The organism is Arthrobacter sp. P1_A5, assembly GCF_056406825.1.
The window spans coordinates 53,316-75,242 of the sequence record NZ_JBFTZL010000001.1 but is presented as its reverse complement, the minus strand read 5'-3'; the positions used below and the strand labels follow the sequence as shown (position 1 = coordinate 75,242).

General features: G+C 68.1%; 16 protein-coding genes. 2 read left to right on the top strand and 14 right to left on the bottom strand.

Going from position 1 to position 21,927, the window contains the following annotated elements:
• Window positions 1-139 precede the first annotated feature (139 nt).
• From AC1D1S_RS00305 to AC1D1S_RS00245, 13 genes are all read right to left on the bottom strand, one after another.
• Entirely contained in the window at window positions 140-901 is a 762-nt protein-coding gene (locus AC1D1S_RS00305; protein WP_476993469.1) for a response regulator, read from the bottom strand.
• On the bottom strand, window positions 861-2,240 hold the full coding sequence (locus AC1D1S_RS00300; RefSeq protein WP_476942803.1) for a sensor histidine kinase: 1,380 nt from the start codon (window positions 2,238-2,240) through the stop codon (window positions 861-863). Before AC1D1S_RS00300 ends, AC1D1S_RS00305 begins: the two co-directional genes overlap by 41 nt.
• Before the next feature lie 36 nt (window positions 2,241-2,276).
• Window positions 2,277-3,161 (bottom strand): ABC transporter permease, encoded by an 885-nt coding sequence (locus tag AC1D1S_RS00295; RefSeq protein ID WP_243178127.1) that lies wholly within the window; start codon window positions 3,159-3,161, stop codon window positions 2,277-2,279.
• Window positions 3,162-3,164: 3 nt separating this feature from the next.
• A complete protein-coding gene (locus tag AC1D1S_RS00290; protein ID WP_223914891.1) occupies window positions 3,165-4,106 on the bottom strand; it encodes an ABC transporter ATP-binding protein in 942 nt (313 codons plus the stop codon).
• Between the two features lie 178 nt (window positions 4,107-4,284).
• Complete coding sequence (locus AC1D1S_RS00285) at window positions 4,285-5,781, bottom strand: bifunctional phosphatase PAP2/diacylglycerol kinase family protein (protein ID WP_243178128.1); 1,497 nt, start codon at window positions 5,779-5,781, stop codon at window positions 4,285-4,287.
• Between the two features lie 15 nt (window positions 5,782-5,796).
• A complete protein-coding gene (locus tag AC1D1S_RS00280) occupies window positions 5,797-6,984 on the bottom strand; it encodes an MFS transporter (RefSeq protein ID WP_243178129.1) in 1,188 nt (395 codons plus the stop codon).
• Window positions 6,981-7,754 (bottom strand): DeoR/GlpR family DNA-binding transcription regulator, encoded by a 774-nt coding sequence (locus tag AC1D1S_RS00275; RefSeq protein ID WP_243178130.1) that lies wholly within the window; start codon window positions 7,752-7,754, stop codon window positions 6,981-6,983. Before AC1D1S_RS00275 ends, AC1D1S_RS00280 begins: the two co-directional genes overlap by 4 nt.
• 122 nt (window positions 7,755-7,876) lie before the next feature.
• A complete protein-coding gene (locus tag AC1D1S_RS00270; protein WP_243178131.1) occupies window positions 7,877-9,559 on the bottom strand; it encodes an ABC-F family ATP-binding cassette domain-containing protein in 1,683 nt (560 codons plus the stop codon).
• Window positions 9,560-9,563: 4 nt separating this feature from the next.
• On the bottom strand, window positions 9,564-11,042 hold the full coding sequence (locus tag AC1D1S_RS00265; RefSeq protein WP_476993468.1) for an amidase: 1,479 nt from the start codon (window positions 11,040-11,042) through the stop codon (window positions 9,564-9,566).
• Window positions 11,039-12,304, bottom strand: coding sequence for a M20 family metallo-hydrolase (locus AC1D1S_RS00260; protein ID WP_476946289.1), 1,266 nt, complete (start codon window positions 12,302-12,304; stop codon window positions 11,039-11,041). Before AC1D1S_RS00260 ends, AC1D1S_RS00265 begins: the two co-directional genes overlap by 4 nt.
• A gap of 44 nt (window positions 12,305-12,348) precedes the next feature.
• The gene (locus tag AC1D1S_RS00255; protein ID WP_476942796.1) at window positions 12,349-13,719 is read right to left on the bottom strand and encodes an MFS transporter; all 1,371 of its coding nucleotides are present in this window, start codon (window positions 13,717-13,719) and stop codon (window positions 12,349-12,351) included.
• Between the two features lie 387 nt (window positions 13,720-14,106).
• Window positions 14,107-15,024: a LysR substrate-binding domain-containing protein gene (locus tag AC1D1S_RS00250; protein ID WP_476993467.1), complete on the bottom strand. Its 918-nt coding sequence runs from the start codon at window positions 15,022-15,024 to the stop codon at window positions 14,107-14,109.
• Window positions 15,025-15,057: 33 nt separating this feature from the next.
• Window positions 15,058-16,737 (bottom strand): PucR family transcriptional regulator, encoded by a 1,680-nt coding sequence (locus AC1D1S_RS00245; RefSeq protein ID WP_476942795.1) that lies wholly within the window; start codon window positions 16,735-16,737, stop codon window positions 15,058-15,060.
• 113 nt (window positions 16,738-16,850) lie between these two features.
• Here AC1D1S_RS00245 and AC1D1S_RS00240 point away from each other — a divergent pair, with 113 nt between their 5' ends.
• Window positions 16,851-18,338 (top strand): CoA-acylating methylmalonate-semialdehyde dehydrogenase, encoded by a 1,488-nt coding sequence (locus AC1D1S_RS00240; protein ID WP_476942794.1) that lies wholly within the window; start codon window positions 16,851-16,853, stop codon window positions 18,336-18,338.
• A gap of 27 nt (window positions 18,339-18,365) precedes the next feature.
• Window positions 18,366-19,739, top strand: a complete 1,374-nt coding sequence (locus AC1D1S_RS00235; protein WP_476946285.1) for an aminotransferase class III-fold pyridoxal phosphate-dependent enzyme — start codon at window positions 18,366-18,368, stop codon at window positions 19,737-19,739.
• Between the two features lie 110 nt (window positions 19,740-19,849).
• Here AC1D1S_RS00235 and AC1D1S_RS00230 read toward each other — a convergent pair whose 3' ends face one another.
• Window positions 19,850-21,868, bottom strand: a complete 2,019-nt coding sequence (locus AC1D1S_RS00230) for a penicillin-binding transpeptidase domain-containing protein (protein WP_476993466.1) — start codon at window positions 21,866-21,868, stop codon at window positions 19,850-19,852.
• Window positions 21,869-21,927: the final 59 nt, after the last annotated feature.

Here is a 21,927-nt window from a genome sequence, read left to right as displayed (position 1 = left end):
TCAGACCGGGCCATCACCCAACGCGAGGGCCAGGGAGTCAACCAAAGTTGCCTCACGGGCAATTCGGCAATGTGCCTGAAACCACTGCTTCAGGTACTACCTGCCGGTAACCTGCCTTGCGGCGGCCGGGGGGCGGCCGTCAGTAGTCCGCGTTGCTGGGCACCACGAGGCCGGTCTCATATGCGTACACCACGGCCTGGACGCGGTCGCGGAGGTGGAGCTTGGTCAGGATCCGGCGCACATGCGTCTTGACGGTGGCCTCGGACAGGAAGTACCGGTGCGCGATTTCGGCGTTGGAGAGTCCCTCCGCCATCGCCCCGAGCATCTCGTTTTCGCGGGGTGTCAGGTCCTCCAGCAACGGATCCCGCGCCGGGCGTGCGGGGCTGCCGGCCTGCTGGCCGCCCTCGTCCGCCCCGGCGTGCTGGCCGGCGGCGCCGCCTGTCCCTGCAGGATCCATGCCGCCGGCACCACGGACATAGGTCTCCAGCAGCCGCTGCGTAACACGGGGTGCCACCACGGCGTCGCCGCTGGCCACCACCCGCACCGCGCTGACCAGTTCTGCCGGCGCCACGTCCTTGAGCAGGAACGCAGAGGCCCCTGCCCGCAGTGCTGCAAAGGCGTATTCATCGAGGTCAAAGGTGGTCAGGATGATGATTTTGGCGTCGGAGCCCGAGGCGGCGATCGCCCGGGTGGCCTCGATCCCGTCCAGCACCGGCATCCGCACATCCATCAGGACGACGTCGGGCGCGAGCTCCCGGACGTGGCGGACCGCTTCGGCGCCGTTGGACGCCTCGCCCACGATGCACAAATCGTCTTCACCCTCCAGGATGAGGCGGAAACCCATCCGAAGCAGCGGCTGGTCATCCACCAGCAGGACGCGTACCGGCGTGTTGTCGGACATTGTTCCCCCTTGATTCCATGGCATTCTCGCCGTTGCAGTTCAGTTCCGCGTGCACGCGCCAGCCGCGGTCACCGGCGCGCCCGGCGTACACGGTGCCAGCGTAGATCCTGGCCCGCTCCCGCATCCCGGCGATTCCATGCCCGGTGCCGAAGGAGTCCAGTGCGTCAGGCTTCGCCTGCGCGCCGGTCCCGGGAGCCCCCGGGTCAACGGTGCCCCTGCCGTCGTCGAGCACTTCAATGGTGACGCGGGAGCCGTTCCGGACAATGCTGACCTCCACCCGGCTGAGCGCGCGGCCGTAGCGCAGCACGTTGGTCAGCGACTCCTGCACAATTCTGTAGACGGTCAGCTGAAACGCCGCATCGTCGGGCAGGGACGGGCCGGTGTGCGTGTAGTGCAGCGGCAGTCCCGCGGTGCGGAAGCCCTCGAGCAGTTTGGCCAGGCTGCCCCCGGCCACCAGCGGCTCGCGCGGGGCATGTCCCGTGGCGGCGTCCTCGCGCAGCACGCCAAGGACGCGCCGCATGTCGGCCAGCGCGGTGCGTCCGGTCCGGGAGAGTTCGGCCAGGACGCCGGCGGCGCGCTCCGGATCCTTCTTGACCACGACGGAGGCGCCGTCCGACAGGCTGATCATGACCGTCAGCGAGTGCGCCACGACGTCGTGCATTTCGCGYGCGATCCGGTTCCGTTCCGTGACCGAGCCCAGCTGCTGGGCCCGGGCGGCCCAGGCAGCGATCTCGTGCTCGTGCTCGCGCCGCTGCCGCACCGAGATACCGATCCCCGTGGCGATCACATTCGAGAGCGCGATGCCGATGCCCGCCGCGATGCCCGTCAGCAGCTGGAAATTCTCCGGTGTGCGGACGGCCATGTCCGGGAGCCGGCCGTCCAGCGGGCCGACGGCCAGCAGGAAGTACAGGAGCAGCAGCGGGGCGGTGGTCAGGGCCAGGGCGGCGAGGGCGAACCGCCGGGTGCGGACGACGGCGACGGCGTACAGCGAAAACCAGAGCCCGGCGGAGACGTTGGACCCCCAGGGATGCAGGAAGGTGACCGCCAGTTCCAGGGCCCCCACAACCGCCGCCACCCGCACCGGATACGCCCGCCGGAAGAGCAGGACCGGCGCGGCCGCGGCGAGCAACACGGCCACCGGCCAGTCGCCGTGGATGACCGATTCGACCGCCGTGGGCGTGACCAGGACCAGATAGCAGAGCACCACCAGGACGTCCATGACCCGAGGATTGGCCAGCAGGTAGCGCCGGAGCCGGCCGCGGCGGCGGGCCGTGAGTTCAGCAAGGGACGCGTCGGCCGGTCCGGCCGGCGCGTCCCTGACAGGTACCGCATCGATCATGCTCTGAGCCTAGACTCTGGGGCCCGTGGCGCCGGCCTAGACGTCCCGCCTCTTGAGCAGGACGGCGGCCAGGAGCACCGGGATGACAACCCAGGCGCCCAGCACCAGGGCGGCCTGCCAGGCTTCGAGGGTGTCCGGGAGGTGCTCCACCGCGGTCAGCGGATCCACGGTGTTGCCGGGCAGGTACTTGCGGGCCTCCACGAAGAAGTCGCCCGGAATGAGCTGGAAGGCGATGGGTGCCACGAAGAACAGGCCCACCAGGCTCATGATGCCGCCCGCCGAGTTGCGGATCAGCGTGCCCAGCGCCATGCCGATGGCCGCGACCGCCGCCACGTAAATGCTGTTGACAAGGAGCAGCTTGACCGACTGCGGGCTGCCCAGGTCCAGGCCCAGGCCGTAGTTGTCCAGGATCGGCACGGATACGAATCCGGCGGCCAGGGTGGATGCGGCGGTGACGACGAAGGAGGTCACCACCACCACCACGAGCTTGGCCGCGAAGGCGGGGATGCGTTTGGGCACCGCCGCGAACGTGGACCGGGCCATGCCCGTGGTGAACTCGGAGCTCATCAGCAGCACGCCGAGGGAGCCCAGGATCAGCTGGGCGAACGCGATGCCGGAGGTGGGCACGCTGACGGCGATGTCGCCGCCCTGGGCCGCGAGCCTGGCGCCGACCTCCGGGTCCCGGGCAGCGGCCTCGGAGAACTGGCCCGTCCCCCAGGCCGAAAGCGCCCCGAACCCCACCATGACCACCACTGTGGAGCCAAGCAGGATCAGAGTGGAGAGCAGGGTGCGGAACTTGATGAATTCGGAGTTGAGGACCCGCAGGAAGCTGGGGCCGGGACCGGAACTGCTGCCGTTTCCGGACCGCTGTGCGTCGGCGCCGCGGCGCGAGGGCGTGGATTCAACGGTTGTGGAGCTCATGGCTTAGTTGCCTCCGGCTTCGACGGGAACGGCGCCCGTGGTGATCAGCGAGTGGTATTCGACTTCATCCTTGGTCAGTTCCATGTAGGCCTCCTCGAGGCTGGCCTGCAGCGGGGTGAGTTCGTAGATCATGACGTGGTTCTCCAGCGCCGCAGTGGCGATCTGGCGCGGGTCCAGGCCTGTGACTTCGAGGAGTTCGCGCTCCTGGACCTCCACCGAGACCCCGGTCCCGGCCAGCAGCTGCATGAGCCGGTCCGGCTGGTCGGTGCGGACCCGCGTCCGGCCCTGGCCCTTGCCGGTGATGATCTCCTGGATCGGGGCGTCCGCAATGATCCTCCCGCGGCCGATCACGATCAGGTGGTCCGCCGTGACGGCCATCTCGCTCATGAGGTGGCTGGAGAGGAAGACCGTGCGGCCCTCGGAGGCCAGGTATTTCACCAGGTTGCGGACCCACACCACGCCCTCCGGGTCAAGGCCGTTGACGGGCTCGTCCAGGATGACGGTCTGCGGGTCGCCCAGGAGGGCGGCGGCGATGCCCAGCCGCTGGCCCATGCCGAGCGAGAAGCCGCCGACCTTCTTCCTGGCCACCTCGGCCAGTCCGGTCATCTCAATGACTTCGTGGACCCGTTTCTTCGGGATGCTGTGGGTCGCCGCCATGGCCAGCAGGTGGTTGTAGGCGGAGCGGCTCGTGTGGACTGCCTTGGCATCGAGCAGGGCGCCGACGTCGCGCAGCGGTGCGGCGTGCCCGGTCAGCGGGGACCCGTTGACGGTCACCGAGCCCGACGTCGGCCGGTCCAGCCCCATGATCATGCGCATCGTGGTGGATTTTCCGGCCCCGTTCGGACCCAGGAAGCCGGTGACCCGGCCGGCTTCGACGGTGAAGTTGACGCCGGCGACGGCGGTCTTGTCGCCGTAAACCTTGGTCAGGCCTCGTGCTTCGATCATGGAAGCGTTCCTTTGCGTAGCGGGAGATGATCCGGGGCACCGCAGTCACGGGCCCGTCTGCACACCACGCTACCGAGGCAAGCTGCGTATTTCGCCGGTCTCAGGGATGATTCAGGGGCTAATCAGGGTAGTCCGGGAGGATGACAGGGGTTTGGACGACGGGGTCGGGCGACAGGGTTCAGCCGAGGGGCGAATAGTAGGTCAGCGCGCCGGGGCGGACCGTGAATTCCACCCGCCGCACCCCGGGCACGACCTCTCCGTCGACGGCGAGGACCATGGGCCCGTTCCCGGGTTCCACCGTGATCCGGTCCGTTTCGCTCAGATGGGTAATCCCGGACGTGGCCACGGTGCCCGTGAGCACGGCCCAGAGCAGCCGCAAGCGGGCGAACGGCTCATCGGCGGTGATCATCCGCAGATCCAGGACGCCGTCCGCGAGTACCGGGCGAACCAGCGGCGCGTGGTCGCGGGGGTAATAGCGGCCGCGGCCGATGTACAGGATCCAGAGCCGGTGCCGCACCCCGTTGACGATCAGCGTGGTGGGGGTGCCGGCCGCGAAGGTCCGGAGCATGGCCACCACTCCGGCCAGGGGTTTGCCCAGTGCCGGCTGGAGCTGCTCCCGCCGGCGGACCAGGTTCGGGTAGAGGCCGATGCTGGCCGTGTTGAGCATGATCAGCTCGAGGTGCTCCGGGCTGTCGGGGAGCCCGCGCTCGACACTCACGTGGCCGACGTCGGCGACGGCGGCCTCGCCGCGCGACGCCGCCTGCACGGCGTCCGCCAGGGTGGGGGTTCCGGCGTCGCGGGCGAAATGGTTCAGCGTGCCGCCGGGGAGCACCAGCAGCGGGAGGGAACGTTCGACGGCGGCGGCCGCCGCGGCGCCCACGGTCCCGTCGCCGCCCCAGACGCCCAGGGCCGCAATGCCCGGCCGGGTCGCGACCTGGGCGATGCCCGCGTCGACGGACTCATCGGGCCCGATTTCCTTTATATACGCCTTAGGGAATACTTTTTGCAGGGCGTCGGCAGTCTCGTCAGCATAGGACCCGCCGAGGGTGTTGACCGCGATGCCGAGCCCCTGGCCGTCCGGGAGTTCCGCGGCCGGGGCAGCGCCGCGGCGGGTTTCCGGGAACGGTGGCCGGACGGGCCACCACTTCCGCGTCACCATGGCCGCGCCGGCGCCGATCGCGGACCCGAACAGCACATCCGAGGGCCAGTGGGCCCCGGTGTGGACCCGGGAGTAGGCCACTCCGGCCGCGAGGGGGGCAAGCGCCGCACCGAGGGCCGGGCGGACCATGCCGACCCCGAGTGCGAAAGCCACCGCGGAGGCGGAGTGTCCCGACGGCATCGACGAACTCGTCGGCTGCGGGTTCACGAAGCGGAAGACCGGAAGGTGTTCGGGCAGGGGGCGGGCCCGGGGCAGGAGGGTCTTGAACACGACGTTGGTCACCGCCGAGGCGGCGCCTTGCGCGATGAGTCCGTGCACTGCTGCCCGGCGCGTCTTGCCGGGCACCAGGGCCATGGCTCCGGCAACGCCGAACCAGAGTTTGCCCTTGTTGGCGGCGGCGGACAGACGGCGGAAGAAGTCGTCATGGCCTCCTCCCGGCAGATTGGAGACGGCGCCCACCAGTTTGCGGTCGAATTTCGACAGGCGGCCGGGGGCCTTCCTCAGCATGGTTCGCATTGGACCACCATACTGCTACCTCGCGGGCAGCGGCTTCGCGGCTCCGGCCAGGACCAGCGCCACCACAATCGGAATCCCGATCGCCAGCAGGGCGGTCCTGATACCGGTCACATCGCCCAGGTAGCCCAACAGGGGCGGCCCGGCGAGGAATGCAATGTAGCCCAGCGTGGACACGACGGACACCCGGGCGGCCGCCTTCCTGGGGTCGTCCGCCGCGGCGGACATCCCGATCGGGAACGCGAGGGCGGCCCCCACGCCCCACAGCACGGCACCGGCCGCGGCCAGCCAGATGGTGCCGGCGAACACGAAGAGGCAGAGGCCCGCCGTTGCCGCTGCCATGCTGGCGCGCAGCACGGCCACGCGGCCGTAGACATCGATCGCGCGGCCACCAAAGAAGCGCATGGCCGTCATGGCCAGCACGAAGGCGGCGAACTGGAGCGCCCCCGTGGATTGTTCAGCGCCCAGGCCGTCAACCGAGGCCTTGGCAATCCAGTCGTTGCCGGCGCCTTCAGTCAGGGTGGCGCCGAGGACGACGACGCCGATCAGCAGGGTGCGGCCGTCCCGCCAGGCCGAACCGCCCTTGCCGTGCTCCGCGTCCCCTGGAGCGGGTGCCTCGGCAGGCAGATGGGGCAGGAAATACCGGGGGGCCACCGTGGTCAGTACGGCGACGACGGCGGCGATGACCAGCAGGTGCTCCGGGAGCCCGACCCCCAGGGTGGACAGTCCGGCCCCGATCAGGGCGCCGACGAACGCGCCGCCGCTGAAGGCTGCGTGGAACTGCGGCATGATGGTGCGCCCGAGCCGGTGTTCGACGTCGGCACCTTCAATGTTCTGCGAAACATCCCACAAGCCGACGCCGATGCCGAAGAAGAACAGGGCCATCGCCGTCCCCGGGACGGAGGCCGCCATCAGGGACAGCGCCACGCCGACGCCGGCCGCCGCTGCCACCAGTCCGGCGCCGCGGACGGTGTTGGCGGTGCCGATCCGGCCGACGACGAACCCGGCCGTCGGCAGGGCGATCAGCGAACCGACCGCCAAGCACAGCAGCAGGGTTCCCATCTGGCCCGCGGTGATGTGCAGGATCTCCGTCACCGCGGGGATCCGGGCTGCCCAACTGGCGAAGACCAATCCATTGATCCCGAAGACAAGGAACGTCGCCCCGGTGGCAGCCTTCAGCTGCGGAACGGTTGCGGTACTGGTCATACGATCACTGCTTCCACCGAATGTTGGGCGAGTTGGTCAAGTTCTTCAGGGCTGAACGGCCGGTCGGTCACGATGGCGTCCACGGCGTCCAGGGAGGCGACGAGGGCTACGGCGCTGGCGTTCCATTTGGCTCCGGCACAGGCGACAATCACCCGGGCCGCGGATTCCAGGCCGGCGCGCTTTACGGCAGCGTCGTCGAGGTCGTGGGCCAACAGCCCGTCCTTGAGATTCAGGGCGCAGGGCGTGACGACGGCGGCGTCGAAGCGCAGCGAGCGGATGTTGGATTCCGTCATGGGACCGCGGAAGGAAAGTTCACCGGGGACGAGGCTGCCGCCGGGCATCAGGAGCTCGGGGCGGCGCCCGGCCGGAGCATCGTCCGGGGACAGCGCGGTGACGGCCCGCAGCGACATCGGCATGATCGTCATCTCACGCTGGCGCAACTGGCGGGCGATCTCCGTGGCCGTGGTGCCGCTGTCCAGCCAGACGTGTCCGCGGTCCGGAAGCATGGCCGCCACCCCGGCAGCGATCCGCACCTTGGCGGTGTGGTCCTCCAGCTCGCGTTGGCCGTATTCCGGGTTTTCACCGCCGAAAACCAGGCTCCTGGCTCCGCCGTGGACCCGTCGCAGCACGCCGTGCAGGGCCAGGATGTCGAGGTCGCGTCGGACGGTCGCACCGGAGGCGCCGCAGGCGGCGATGAGCTCCTCCACCGTCACGTGCTCCCGGTCGCGCAGCAGTCCGCCGATCAGGCGGTGCCGCTCATCAGTGTTCATGCTCAAATGCTAGCGGTTTGTGATCATTTAATCATTTATTGCGCAAATGCACGGCTGCGCGGGGTCACGTGGCGCCCATAATCCCCTCGGGACCGGCGCCAAGTGACCCCGCGCTGCTTGGGTTAGCGGGCACGCTCGACGCGCTTTTCGTCCCAGACCGGTTCGGCGGACTCGTAGACCCTGCCGTCGGAGCCGAAGACCAGGAAGCGGTCGAAGGTGCGGGCGAACCAGCGGTCGTGGGTGACCGCCAGGACGGTGCCTTCGAAGTGGTCGATCGCCCGTTCCAGGGCCTCGGCCGAGTGCAGGTCCAGGTTGTCCGTGGGCTCGTCGAGCAGCAGCAGCGTGGCGCCGGAGAGCTGCAGCAGCAGGATCTGGAACCGGGCCTGCTGGCCGCCGGAGAGGGATTCGTACTTCTGCTCGGACTGCCCCGCCAGCCCATAGCCGTCCAGCGCCCCGGCGGCGGCTTCGCGGCCCATGCCCGAGCGGTGCTCGTCGCCCCGGTGCAGGATTTCGAGCAGGGTCTTGCCCAGCAGGTCGGGCCGGACATGGGTCTGGGCGAAGAAGCCGGGCCGGATCCTGGCGCCGAGTTTCACGGTGCCCTCGTGCGGCACCTCCGCGATCTCGACGTCGGACACCGGCAGGTGCTCCCGCTCCGGATCCGTGCCGCCGGTGGCGAGCAGGCGCAGGAAGTGGCTCTTGCCCGAACCGTTGGAGCCGAGGACGCCCACCCGGTCGCCGAACCAGATCTCGGTGGAGAACGGCTTCATCAGGCCGGTCAGTTCCAGTTTCTCCGCCACGACGGCCCGCTTGGCGGTGCGACCGCCCTTGAGCCGCATCTGCACGTTCTGCTCGATCGGCAGGGCCTCGGGCGGGCCGGCCTCGAGGAACTTCGCGAGCCGGGTCTGCGCCGCGTGATAGCGGTTGGCCATGTCGGAACGGAACGCGGCCTTGTTCTTGTACATGTTGACGAGTTCCTTGAGCTTGACGTGCTCCTCGTCCCAGCGTTTGCGCAGCTCTTCGAAGCGCGCGTTCCGGTCGGCCCGGGCCTCGACGTAGGAGCCGAAGCCGCCGCCGTGGATCCACGCGCCGGCGCCGTTGATGCCCGGTTCCAGGGTGACGATGCGGCCGGCGGCGTTGTTGAGCAGTTCACGGTCGTGGCTGATGAAGAACACGGTCTTCTTCGACTCATTCAGCTTGGCCTCGAGCCAGCGCTTGCCCGGAACATCGAGGTAGTTGTCCGGCTCGTCCAGGAGCAGCAGTTCGTCGGGGCCGGCGAAGAGGGCCTCGAGGACCAGACGCTTCTGCTCGCCGCCGGAGAGGCTCGACGCCGGGCGGTGCTGCGCCCGGTCGAACGGCAGGCCGAGGGCGGCCATGCAGACCTCGTCCCAGACGGTCTCGACGTCGTAGCCGCCGGCATCCCCCCAGTCCACGATCGCCTGGGCATAGGCCATCTGGGTGGGCTCGTCGTCGTGCTCCAGCATGGCGAGCTCTGCCTCATCGACGGTACGCGCGGCGGCGGCCAGGGCAGGCGGGGCGGCGGAGACCAGCAGGTCGCGGACCGTGGACTCGTCCCGGACCTGGCCCACGAACTGGCGCATGATGCCCATGTTGCCGGACCGGCCGATCACGCCTTCGTCCGGGACGAGGTCGCCGGAAATGATCCGGAACAGCGTGGTCTTGCCGGTCCCGTTGGGCCCGATCAGCGCTGTCTTGGTGCCGTCCGGGACCTTGAAGGTCACCCCGTTGAGCAGCTGGGTGCCGTCGGAGAGGAAGTAGTCGATGCCGGATACGTCAATATGAGCCACGCGTTCAATCTTCCCACGGCCGGACCGGCCGTGGCCCGGGCGCCTGGCTGTTTACCAGGAGGTCCGGTCGGAGCCCTGCCCAGGGCCGCACCGCCTCCACGGCGGCGCCCACGGTGAAGACTGTAGCGTCCTCGAACGGATGGCCCACGATCTGCACACCCGTGGGGATGCCGCAGTCGGCCATGCCGCTCGGCACGGCAAGGACGGGGCAGCGGTTGCTGATGTTGAAGGGCGCCGTCATGTGCCCCTGCCAGTAGTGCCCGAGCCGCTGGCCCCCGGCGTCGATCCCGTCAAGGTACATGCCGTCCGCATCCAGGGCGGCCACGGCCGAGGCCGGACAGAGAAGGGCGTCGAAGCCGGACATCGCCGCGGCAAGCTCGGCCTGGATGCGGGTTTCCGCCTGGATGCCGTCGACGAACCGGTTTTCCGCGGCGGCTTTCCGGGCGTCGGCCATGAACCGCCGTGTGTACGGGGCCAGCAGCTCGGGAGACTCTGCGGTCGCGTCCTCCATAGCCGGCCCGAGGAGGTAGCCGAAATGTGTGAACATAGTCCGGCTGATGTCCTCGGTGGTCCAGGGCAGCTCGATCTCTTCCACCACGGCGCCGGCATCACGCAGGGCCGCTGCCACGCCGCGCGTATTGGCCTCAACATCAGCGGCGACGGGATAGTTCCCCAGCCGGATGCAGAGAGCGATGCGCATGCCGGCCACTGCCGAGCCGGCGTCAGCACCCGGCGGGCAGGACAGCGCCGGACTCCCGGCGAGGGAGCTGTGGTCGCCCGGATGACGGCCCGCCATAACGTTCGCCAGCAGGGCTGCGTCCGCCACGGTCCGTGCCATTGGGCCGTCGCCGCGGTAGTGGTCCGCGGAGAGCGGGGCCAGGCCGGGAATCCTTCCGTAGGGTGCCTTGTAGCCGACGGTCCCGGTGAACGACGCCGGCAAACGGGTTGATCCGGCGATGTCGGAGGCGGTGGCGAGCGGCGCCAGCCCGGCGGCCAGTGCCGCCCCGGAACCGCCGGAGGAGCCGCCCGGGGAATACTGCCGGTTCCAGGGATTGCGCGTGACCCCCCACAGGGGACTGTGGGTGACGGTTGCGCAGCTGTATTCGGGCGTGGTGGTGCGGGCATGGATGATGCCGCCGGCACGCCGGATTCGGTCGATGACGGGATGGTCCGCGTGCGCGAGCTCCCCCTTGCGGGCTACGAGCCCCTGCGAAAGGGTGCGTCCCCGGAGCCCGTGCTTTTCCTTGGCGGCCACCGGCAGCCCCAGCAAGGGCGTGAGGTCCCTGCCCCGCGCATACCGGACAGCGGCCTGCCGTGCTGCCGACAGCGCCTCTGCGAACAGGGTTTCCGTCAGGGCGTTGATTCCGCCGTTGACGACCTCGGTCCTGGCGATCACCGCTTCCATGAGCTCCACGGGCGAGAGCTCCCGGGAGCGGAAGAGCCCCAGTGCCGTGCCGGCGTCGAGGTAGTGCAGCTCGGTCATGCCAGGGCCGCTGCCGGCTGGGAGGAGGCTTCGGCGAGGGCGCCGGCAACAAGCTCCCGGGCCACACCGGTGAGCATGTCCACCCCGTCAACCATGTCCTCGTCGGTGCTGAATTCCCGTTCGCAGTGCGAGACGCCGTCCACGCTGGGAATGAAGAGCATGACTGTCGGCGCCACCGTGTTCATGGCGACGGAATCGTGGCCGGCCATGGTCTGGATCCGCCGCGCGGAAAGGCCCAGGTCTGCAGCCACCCTGTCCGCGAGTTCAAGTCCGCCTTCGGGGAAGCGGCGGATCGGACGGATGTCGAAGTCCTTCACATTGACTTTGATGTCGTGCTCGCGTGCCAGCACGTCGATGTCCTCGATGAGCTTGGCGCGGGCCGCCTTGACGATGTCCGGATCGCCGGAGCGGAGGTCCGCGACGAGGTGGACCCTTCGGGCCACCACAATGGGCGAGTTCGGTTCGAGGGTCAGCTGCCCCACCGATGAGACGAGGGCCTCCTCGGCAAACTCCGCAGTGACGTCGTGCACCATAAGGATGATCTTGGAGGCTGCCACCAGGGCGTCGTGCCGGTCGGCCATGGCCGTCGCTCCGGTATGCGACTGTTCGCCCAGCACTTCGATGTCCAGTTTCTGGGTGTACCAGCTGCTGTCGACCAGACCGATGGAGATGCCCTCGCGTTCCAGGACCCGGCCCTGCTCGATGTGGATCTCGGCGTAGCCGGCCGCCTCGGGCCCCTCAGACGTGCCGAGGTACCCGATGCCGTCCAGCGCCTCACGGACCGTGATGCCTTGCAGGTCCGCCACATCCAGCATTTGTTCCCGCTGCAGGAGTCCCGCAAACACCGAACTTCCCATGATGCTCGGCGCGAACCGGCCGCCTTCCTCGTTGAACCAATTCACCACCGCCAGGTTGAACCGCGGCGCGGCGCCGCCCTCCGCAACCTCGGCGTCCAGCCGCCCGGCCGCGTGCAGGGCGGCTACGACGCCGTACGCGCCGTCGAACCGGCCGCCTAGCGGCTGGCTGTCCAGGTGGGATCCGATCAGCACATAGGGCGCCCCCGGCGTCCACTCCAGAAGTCCGAACATGTTGCCGATCCCGTCCACCCGGAGTTCCCATCCGGCGTCGCGCACCCACCCGGCGAACCAGTGGCGTGTCTGCGCATCCTCCGGGGTCGCCGCCTGGCGGTCGACGCCGTTGTCGCGGGTGGCGCCGATGGTGGCCACGTGGTGGAAGTCTTCGAGGAAAGCTGCTGAGGTCATGGGAAATCCTTTGTAAGTTGCGGTTGAGATGGTGGGGCGGCGGCTTAGCCCATGCGGCCGCGCGTCTCGGGAACCTTGGTGAAGAGCACCAGAAGGAGCACGACGGCGGCGGCCGCGCCCATGTAGAAGCCGGGCGCGTGAGGCACCCCGGTGCCGCCGACGAGGGCGGTCCCGATGAACGGTGCAGTGCCGCCGAAGAGGGCGTAGGCGCCGTTGTAGCTGATTGCCGCCGACGTGAAGCGGGTGCGGGTGGTGAAGATTTCAACGAAGAAGGTGTAGCAGCCTCCGCCGTAAATGCAGAGCGCCACCACGAAGAGGGACTGGCCCAGGAGGGCGAGAGGGAGGCTTCCGCTGGTCACCAGCATGAAACTCGGCACTGAAAGCAGGGCCAGCGCGGCCGAACCGGCAATCAGCATTGGTTTGCGGCCGAAGCGGTCGCCGAGCCGGCCGCCGAGAGGAAGCAGGACGGCGTAGAGGGCGAGGGCGGCGGCGTTGACCAGGAGGGACTGCTCACGGCTCAAGTGGCCCGTGGTCTGGACATACGAGACGAAATAGGCCGAGAGGAAGTAGAAGCCCATTGCGGTGAGGCCCATGACAAAGATGACCTGGACCATGCGGAGCCGGTTTTCGCGGAAGGCTTCGCGGACCGGGCTGAATTCCTTGGTCCGGGCAGCCTTGGCCTCATTGAATGCATCGCTTTCCACCGTCCGGCTGCGGATCCAAACGCCGAAGAGGGCGAGCGGCAGGGCGAGCAGGAACGGCAGGCGCCAGCCCCACGCCATGAAGGCCTCGTTGGGCATTGACTGGCTCAGGACGAGGATCATCGAACCGGCGACGACAGAGGGCAGCGCAGTGGCGGCGATGGTGATATTGAGCCAGAACCCGCGGCGGCTGACCGGGGCATGCTCGAAGACAAACGATGGCGCTCCCACCGATTCGCCGCCGGCGGAGAAGCCCTGGATCAGCCGGCAGAGGACCAGCAAAACGGGTGCCCAGGCGCCGATCTGGCCGTAGGTCGGCAGCAGCCCCATCAGGGCGGTGGCCCCGCCGATGGCGACGAGCGTGATGGTCAGGACCCGGCGGCGGCCGATCCGGTCGCCAAGCGCGCCGAAGAACAGGCCGCCGACGGGACGGACTACGAAGGCGACGCCGAAGGTGGCGAACGTCGCAAGCATGGCCGTGACCGGGTCGCTGCCGGGGAAGAACAGTTGGGAGAAGATGACCGCGGTGAGGCCGTAGAGGGTGAAATCGTAGAATTCAATGAACTGCCCGATGCTGCCCCCTGCGAGGACCCGCTTCTGCATCTTGGTGATGCCAAAGGGGCCGGACCGCGAAGTGTCCTTGTCCAGGGCCGGGGCAGACGCTGTGGTCTGGGAAGCGGACGCCGGCTGGTCCGTGATGTCGTTGATCGTCATGACAGCCACGCTAGAGGCGCCGTGTTTCCGAAGTTCCCTGCCGTGTTACGGACCCGGGAAATGAAATCTGCTGATGTTGCCGCCGTGTTGCCGGCAAGGCACGGCCCGGACATAAGTCGGACACCTGGGGCGTGAATCGGAACCATTGAATCTCCTTTGATCAACATGGTTGTCGCGCTTCGGGACTCGGCCAAGGGCCGTCATTGCGCGGGATTTGCCATTGGACTCCCGCCGGCACCACCGCACTGGACCAACTGTGTGTGATCCGGTTCACATCTGTCCAATTGATTGTTTTGGCCGAATCGATAGATTTTACCGATGCCAATCACTGCGGATTTTCGGATTTTCGCAGTCATCGTCGCCGAGAAGCCGGCGGAATTCCCCGTGCTACTGCCGGGCGGCACCGTAGAGACGGATGCAGGTCTCCTCAAAGGCCAGTGCCCGACGGGTGGGTTGCACCCCCTCGGGGCGGACCAGCATCACCTCGATCGGCGGGAAGTCGTCCGTCAGGGTCAGGGCCACCACCCTGCCGCCGGAATACGTCAGGTCGCTGTGGAGCCGCTGGTTCAGCACTGCGTACCCGTGCCACTTCGCCACAAACGAGCGCACCGTTTCATACCCGGCAAAGCGGTGCCGGACGTTCGGAACGACGCCCGCGATCGCGTACAGCTGCTCGTAGTAGTCCCGGCTGTGCGGGAGATCCAGCACCACCGCGGGTTCGCCGTCCAGATCCTTCAGCGCGATGCTCCGCTCAGGCCGGGACGCCGCAGGGTGTTCAGCATGGACCAGCACATGAGGGGGCACCCGCTCGAGGACCGTGTGTGTAAAGCCCCGGCCCAGGCCGAGACCATACATCAGCGCGACATCGCACTGCCCTTCGAGGAGGGCGGTCTGCAGGCTCGCCAGATCGGCCTCCAGAAAGGAGACCTCGACCCCCGGATGCTGAACTTCGAAGGTCTGCAGGATTGCGGGAAGCCTGAAGGGTGCCAGCGGCGAAAACACGCCCACCTTGAGCTCTCCGACCAGGCTTGTCGCAAGCCCCCGGGCCGACTCGTACAGCGAATCCGCATGCTCCAGCAGCACCTTGATGTCCTGGGCAAGCTGCCGGCCGGACGGCGTCAGCCGCAGGCCGCGGGTCCTGAGCCGGACAAACAGCTGAGTCGACAAGCTTGCTTCTAGCTGGGCCATGGCCGTGGACAGGGTGGACTGGGTCACGAGCAGCCTTTCGGCGGCCGACGTCATGTTTTCGAGCTCGGCCACCACCGCGAAATACCGCAGCTGGGTCAAGGTAAAGGGCTTCGCCATTCGTCAATGCTCGCATTCTGCGCGGATCCGCGCTCACAGGCCCCGGAGCCGGTGCAGGAGAAGTGCGACGTGCAGCGAGGTCCGGGATTCTGGGTCGTCGAGGTCCACGCCGAGGAGCTCCTCCAGTTTGGCCAGCCGCGCATAGAGCGTAGGACGGCTCAGGAAGCCGCTGCGGGCCATCGCCGCTTTGTTGCCCCCGGATTCGAGGTACCGGCCCAGCAGCTCCAGGTGCCCGCCGCCGTCCCGGGCCTCAGTCTGCAGGACACCCTCCAGTTCTGACTCCGCGAACTGCTGCACCCGCGGATCCTTGCGGAGCAGGGCCAGCAGCCCGCGAAGCCGGACATCCGTCGCCCGGTAGAACGGCTTCCGGCCACCCCGCAGCGTCGCCGCGGTTTCGGCGACGTGGGCTGCTTCGTCAATGCCCGCCGCCGCTTCGAGCAAGGAACCCCTCAGGTGCCCCACGCCGATGCTCCATGACGCCTCCGCCGGACTGCCGGGGCGGTCTCCGCCGAAGGGTGGCACGGGCCGCATGTCGCTGCCCGCGAGGGCATCGGCGAGACGCTGGAGGGTCGGATCCTCCAATTGCTTCGCAGGAATGGCCAGGATCATGCCCACCGATCCGGACCGGATGCTCGCGGTCAAAGCGCTGCCTGACACGGCTTTGAGGGCCCTGGCGAGCTGCTCCAGCAGGGCACGTTCCTCCTGTTGCCCGGCCAGTGGATCGATGCCGCCTCCCGCTGCCCCAGCTGAGGGGCCATAGGCTGGTCCGCCGCTCCGGAACACAACCGGCAGGTAGAACGGCGACCGCCTGAGTCCCAGCGCCGCGGCACGGGCCTCCGCCTCGTCCTCGCCCAGCCCGCGGGGCTGACGCAGGGCGTTGAGAAGCCCCGCCTGCGCCTGGTGGCTCAGCTCTCGCCGGTCCCGTTCGGCGAGCCGGTTGATCGCCAGGGTCTGGGCCGCACGTTCCAGCACCATGGCCGCCGCGCCGTCGTCGTCGAGGGCGACCGGCACCACCAGCCGCCCCCAGACGTTCCCGCGCACGCCAACCGGCGTCTGCAGCCAGGCCTCGGGCCCGGCGCGGCTCGTCTCGGGCGGCGACGGTGTGGTCCGCGACCGCCGCTCCCAGTCCTCCAGCAGTTCGGTGGTCCGCAGCGGCCGGGCCGAGTATGCGAGGACGAGGTGCGAGAGGTCCTCCAGGACCACCGGGGCGCCGATCATGACCGCTGCCTGCTCCACGACCTGCCCGGTCCCGGCGCTTTCCAGGCTCAGCACCGTGAAGGCTTCGTGGACGTCGCGGGCGCGTTCCACCCGTTCCAGCTGCTCGGCGACGATGATCCGGTGCACAATTTCGGTGATCTGGACGAACCGCACCCGGCGTTCCACCACGATCACGGGCATGGCCGCGGCCAGTGCGGCCCCGCGCAGCGCTTCCATACTGCGCTTCCTATCGCCGACGAGTTCAACAATCAGGCCGGACGCTGCCGCCTTTTCCAAGGATCTGATGAACGACGCCGTAAGCCCGGGTTCCTTTTCCAGCTCCAGTCCGGTGGTAAGCACCAGCTCCCCGCCCGACAGCAGCCCGGAAATGTCGAGCAATTCGCTCACGTGGACCCAGCGCACGGGGTTGTCGAGGGCCCCGGCGCCGCCGAGCAGGAGCGGCGCGGCCTCGCGGAGAACGGGAAGGTCAAGGATCGAGCCGACGGTGGGCAACATTTACATAGTGTAAACGAGGCTGTGATTCTCCTTACACACTGGCACTTATGGTGCCGTCTCCCGGTAGGGACACTGGACTCAACGCACCCCCGAATACCGCATGAGGAGAAACCTTGCACATCATCGAGCACTGGATCAACGGCAGCTACGTCCCCGCCGGCGCGCGCACGGCCCCGGTGACCAACCCGGCCACGGGCAAGGTCACAGGCCAGGTTTCGCTCGCGAGCCAGGACGAGAGCCACGCCGCCATTGCCGCGGCCAAGGCCGCGTTCCCCGCATGGCGAGACACCTCGATTGCCCGCCGCACCCAGATCCTCTTCGCCTTTCGCGAACTGCTCAACTCCCGCAAGGGCGAACTCGCCGCCATCATCACCTCCGAGCACGGAAAAGTCCTGGATGATGCCCTCGGAGAAGTCACCAGAGGCCAGGAAGTCGTCGAGTTCGCGTGCGGCATTCCCCACCTGCTCAAGGGCAGCTACACCGAGAACGCGTCCACCAACGTGGACGTCCACTCCATCCGCCAGGCCCTGGGTCCGGTCGCAGTCATCAGCCCGTTCAACTTCCCGGCCATGGTGCCGATGTGGTTCTTCCCGCTTGCCATCGCCGCCGGCAACACGGTCGTCGTCAAGCCCAGCGAAAAGGACCCCACGGCCGTGAACTGGATGGCCGAACTCTGGAAAGAAGCCGGCCTGCCGGACGGCGTCTTCAACGTCCTGCACGGCGACAAGGTGGCCGTTGACGCCTTGCTCAACCACCCGGACATCAAAGCCGTCTCCTTCGTCGGCTCCACCCCGATCGCCAAGTACGTCTATCAGACCGCGACGGCCAACGGAAAGCGCGTCCAGGCCCTTGGCGGAGCAAAGAACCACATGATCGTGCTGCCCGACGCCGATCTTGACCTGGCCGCCGACGCCGCCATCAATGCCGGATTCGGATCGGCGGGCGAACGGTGCATGGCCATCTCTGCCTTGCTCGCGGTGGGCGAAATCGCTGATGAACTGGTGGACAAGATTGCCCAACGTGCGGCTTCCCTGCGCACCGGCGACGGGCTGCGCGGCTGCGACATGGGCCCGCTGGTGACGGCCCAGCACCGGGACAAGGTTGCCGGCTACATTGATGCCGGCGAAGCTGCCGGGGCCCAACTCGTCGTCGACGGCCGCAACATCGCCGCCGACGCGGAAGGTGACGGGTTCTTCGTCGGACCCACGCTTTTCGACAAGGTGACTCCGGACATGTCCATCTATCAGGACGAGATCTTCGGTCCGGTCCTGTCCGTGCTTCGCGTTGACAGCTACGACGAGGCGCTCGAGATGATCAACGGCAACCCATACGGCAACGGCACCGCCATCTTCACCAACGACGGCGGCGCGGCGCGGCGCTTCGAGAACGAAGTGGAGGTGGGCATGGTGGGCATCAACGTCCCCGTTCCGGTCCCCATGGCCTACTACTCCTTCGGCGGCTGGAAAAACTCGCTGTTCGGGGATACCCACGCCCACGGCACCGAGGGCGTCGGTTTCTTCACCCGCGGCAAGGCGGTCACCTCCCGCTGGCTGGATCCAAGCCACGGCGGCATCAACCTCGGCTTCCCGCAGAACGCCTAAGCCACCCGAATCCGAAAGGCAGCTGTCATGACCTCGACCCTTGAAAACGTAACCCTCCCGCAGCAGGAGGCCGCCGAGGGCGCCCGCCGCGCCTATGAACTGGACCGCAAGCACGTCTTCCACTCCTGGTCCGCCCAGGACCTCATCGATCCCATGGTCATCTCCGCGGCCGAGGGCTCCCACGTCTGGGACGGCGACGGCAACAAGTACCTGGACTTCTCCTCGCAGCTGGTCAACACCAACATCGGCCACCAGCACCCCGCCGTCGTGTCCGCCATCGCAGCACAGGCCACCAAGCTGTGCACGATCGCCCCGAGTTACGTCAACGACGCGCGCTCCGAAGCTGCACGCCTGATTGCCGGGCGCACCCCCGGCGAACTAAACAAGATCTTCTTCACCAACGGCGGGGCCGACGCCAACGAGCACGCCATCCGCATGGCCCGTCTGCACACGGGCCGCCACAAGGTGCTCTCCGCCTACCGTTCGTACCACGGCGGCACCCAGCTGGCAATCAACGTCACCGGCGACCCCCGGCGCTGGCCCAGCGACACCGCCAGCACCGGCACCGTCCACTTCTTCCCGCCGTACCTGTACCGCACCGCCTTCCATTCCACCACCGAGGAGGAGGAAAGCCAGCGCGCCCTCGAACACTTGGAACAGCTGATCAGCTTCGAAGGCCCGTCCACCATCGCCGCCCTCATCCTGGAAAGCATCCCGGGCACGGCCGGGATCTACGTGCCGCCTCCGGGATACCTGCAGGGCGTCCGCGAGCTCTGCACCCGGCACGGCATCGTCTTCATCGCCGACGAAGTTATGTCCGGCTTCGGCCGCACCGGAACCTGGTTCGCCGTCGAGCACTTCGACGTCGTTCCGGACCTGCTGACCTTCGCCAAGGGCGTGAACTCCGGCTATGTTCCGATGGGCGGAGTGGCAATCAGTCCGGAGATCGCAGCCACGTTCGGCAAGCGTGTCTACCCCGGCGGCCTGACCTATTCTGGCCACCCGCTCGCGGCGGCTGCCGCCGTCGCGACCATCAACGCGATGGAGAATGAACAGATCGTCCAGCACGCGGCAGCCCTCGGCGAGAAGGTAATCGGCCCGGCCCTGCGTGGATTCACCGAGCGCCACCGCTCCGTTGGTGAAGTCCGCGGCAAGGGCGTCTTCTGGGCGATCGAACTCGTCAAGGACCGGAAGACCCGCGAGCCCCTGGCCCCGTACGGCGGCTCAAGCCCGGAAATGAACCAGCTGGTGGCGGCCTGCAAGTCCCGCGGGCTGCTCCCGTTCGCGAACTTCAACCGAATCCATGTTGTCCCGCCGTGCAACACCAGCGTGGAAGACACCCAGAAGGGCTTGGCGGTACTGGACGCCGTGTTGGACATCGCGGACGGCTTTGCCGCCTGAGGCGCTCCCGCACTATTGACATCGAAAGGCGGATGCTCCCCCGCACAACGCGGGGGAGCATCCGCCATTTCGGCGCAGAATTTCCGGCGACTCGGACTTTTCCCGTCCGCTCAGCCGGCCCGGGTCAGGAACTCCTTGAGCAGCGGCCCGGACGTGGTGGCCCCGAGTCCGCCGTCCTCGACGAACACGGCGACGGCGAGGTCACCGTGCACGGACACGATCCAGGCGTGGGTCTTGGGCGGGGTGTCGTTGCCGAACTCGGCCGTTCCGGTCTTCGCCCCGACGGGCTCGCCCGGGACGGAGGCCAGGAACCCGGCATGTCCGCTGGTGACGACGGCCCGCATCATGTCAGCCAGCGCCGCGGCTTCCGCTGCAGTCACCGGCTTTTCGACGGCCGTGGCCGGTGCGGGGCCCGACGGTGTCGCGTCACCAGAGGCCGGGGCAGCCGGCGACGTGCCGGCGGTAGCCGTTCCTGTGGGGGCGGCGCCTTGGGCATCTGGAGGACTGGCGCCCTCGTTCGGATTCAATACCAGCTGGGCGGCCACCGGGGCTCCCTTGGCCACCGAGCCGGCCATGACGGCGGCGGCCAGGGGGGACAGGAGCACTTTGCCCTGGCCGATCATGGAGGCGGCATGTTCGGTTCCTTCGGCATCCCCGGGGACGGAGCCGAGGAATGCGGCCGCGCCGAGCGCGGGTGCTTCAACTGCCACGCCCAGCGAGGTCGCGGCGGATTCGAGCTGTGCCTGGGTGACGGTGTCGCGGGCGTTGATGAACGCGGTGTTGCAGGAGTGCGCAAAGGCGTCGCGCAGCGTCACGGACCCCAGGGAGGACTCAGGGTATCCCTCGGCGTTCTTGAAGGTGCGGCCGTCAACCGTGAGGGTGGGCGGGCAGTCCACCTTGGAGTCGGGCGTCATGCCGTTGCGGAACATGGCCAGGGAATCGACCATCTTGAAGATCGATCCAGGGGCATACTGTCCCAGCATCGCGGTGTCGTAGCCGTTGCTGCCCGGCCCGGAGGCGGCTGCCAGGACGGCGCCGCTGGAGGGCCGGAGCGCCACAATGGCCGACGCCGGGCCGACCTTGCCGAGGACGTCTTCCGCGAGCTGCTGCAGTTTCGGGTCCAGGGTGGTTTTCAGCGGGGTGCCTTCTTTTATCTCAGTTTGAAAAAGTACGCGGCGTCCCGCATTGGGCAGAGCCTGCTTCTCTGCGGCGGTGAGGCCTGCCTTCTCGGCGAAGACCTGAATGCCGTCGCTGCCGCGAAGCTGCGCGTCGTATTGCTGTTGCAGGCCACCGGTGCCCGTGGTGTCCCCGGCTTTGAGTGCCCCGTTCGATTTTTCGATCTGTTCTGCATTCGCCTCCGCTGCGGTGCCCAGCAGGGCGCGGGCGAAGGTGCGGTTTGGTGCCAGCGGAAGGGAGTCCCGGATGGCGCGGGCGCCGGGAATCTCGCCGATCTGAGCATCGGTGATGGTCCGTCCTTCTTCACGCAAAGTGATGGCGGCAACGAACGCCTCGGGGCCGGCCGCCGCGACCTGCTGCCCGTACGCCGCCGAGTCGACCCCCACCAGTTGGGCAAGCTTGGTGGCGGAATCGGCGGCGTCTGCACCGCCGAGCGCCGGCTTGTCGATGCCAACATTGACCACGGGCCGGTACGTGACCAGCGGGACCCCGCCGGCGCCCAGGATGTCGGCGCGCGACGGCGAATGGGTTGCCGAGCCGACGAGCTCGCCTTCGGCCAGCTCGGGGACCAGGGTGGCCGGGTTCCAGACCGTCAGCCACTTGTCGCCAGACTTCTTGAACTCGGCGAAGGTGGTGTACTTCCACTCTTCGGAGCCGATCTTCCAGCGGTAGTTGAGCGGGACCGTGGCCTTATCGGCCTCCAGCGTCAGTTGGCCGCTTTCCACTGCAGGGCGGGCCGGGTCAAGCCCCTTGAATATTTCCTTGAGCTGGTCTTTAGCGGCACCGGAGTCCTTGCCCTCAAAGGCAACGGATCCGACGTCGAGCGCGGACACCGCGGAGGCGAGCTGTTTGGCAGCGCTTTCGGCGCCCTCACGGCCGTCGCCGCAGGCGACCAGCGAGCCGCCAAGAACAAGGCCCACAAGGGCCAGTGCAAGTTTTGATGAGTTCCCCATGGCGCCCATTATGCCCCGGGCCACCGACAAGTCCGTTGTCACATAACACCGTCACTTAG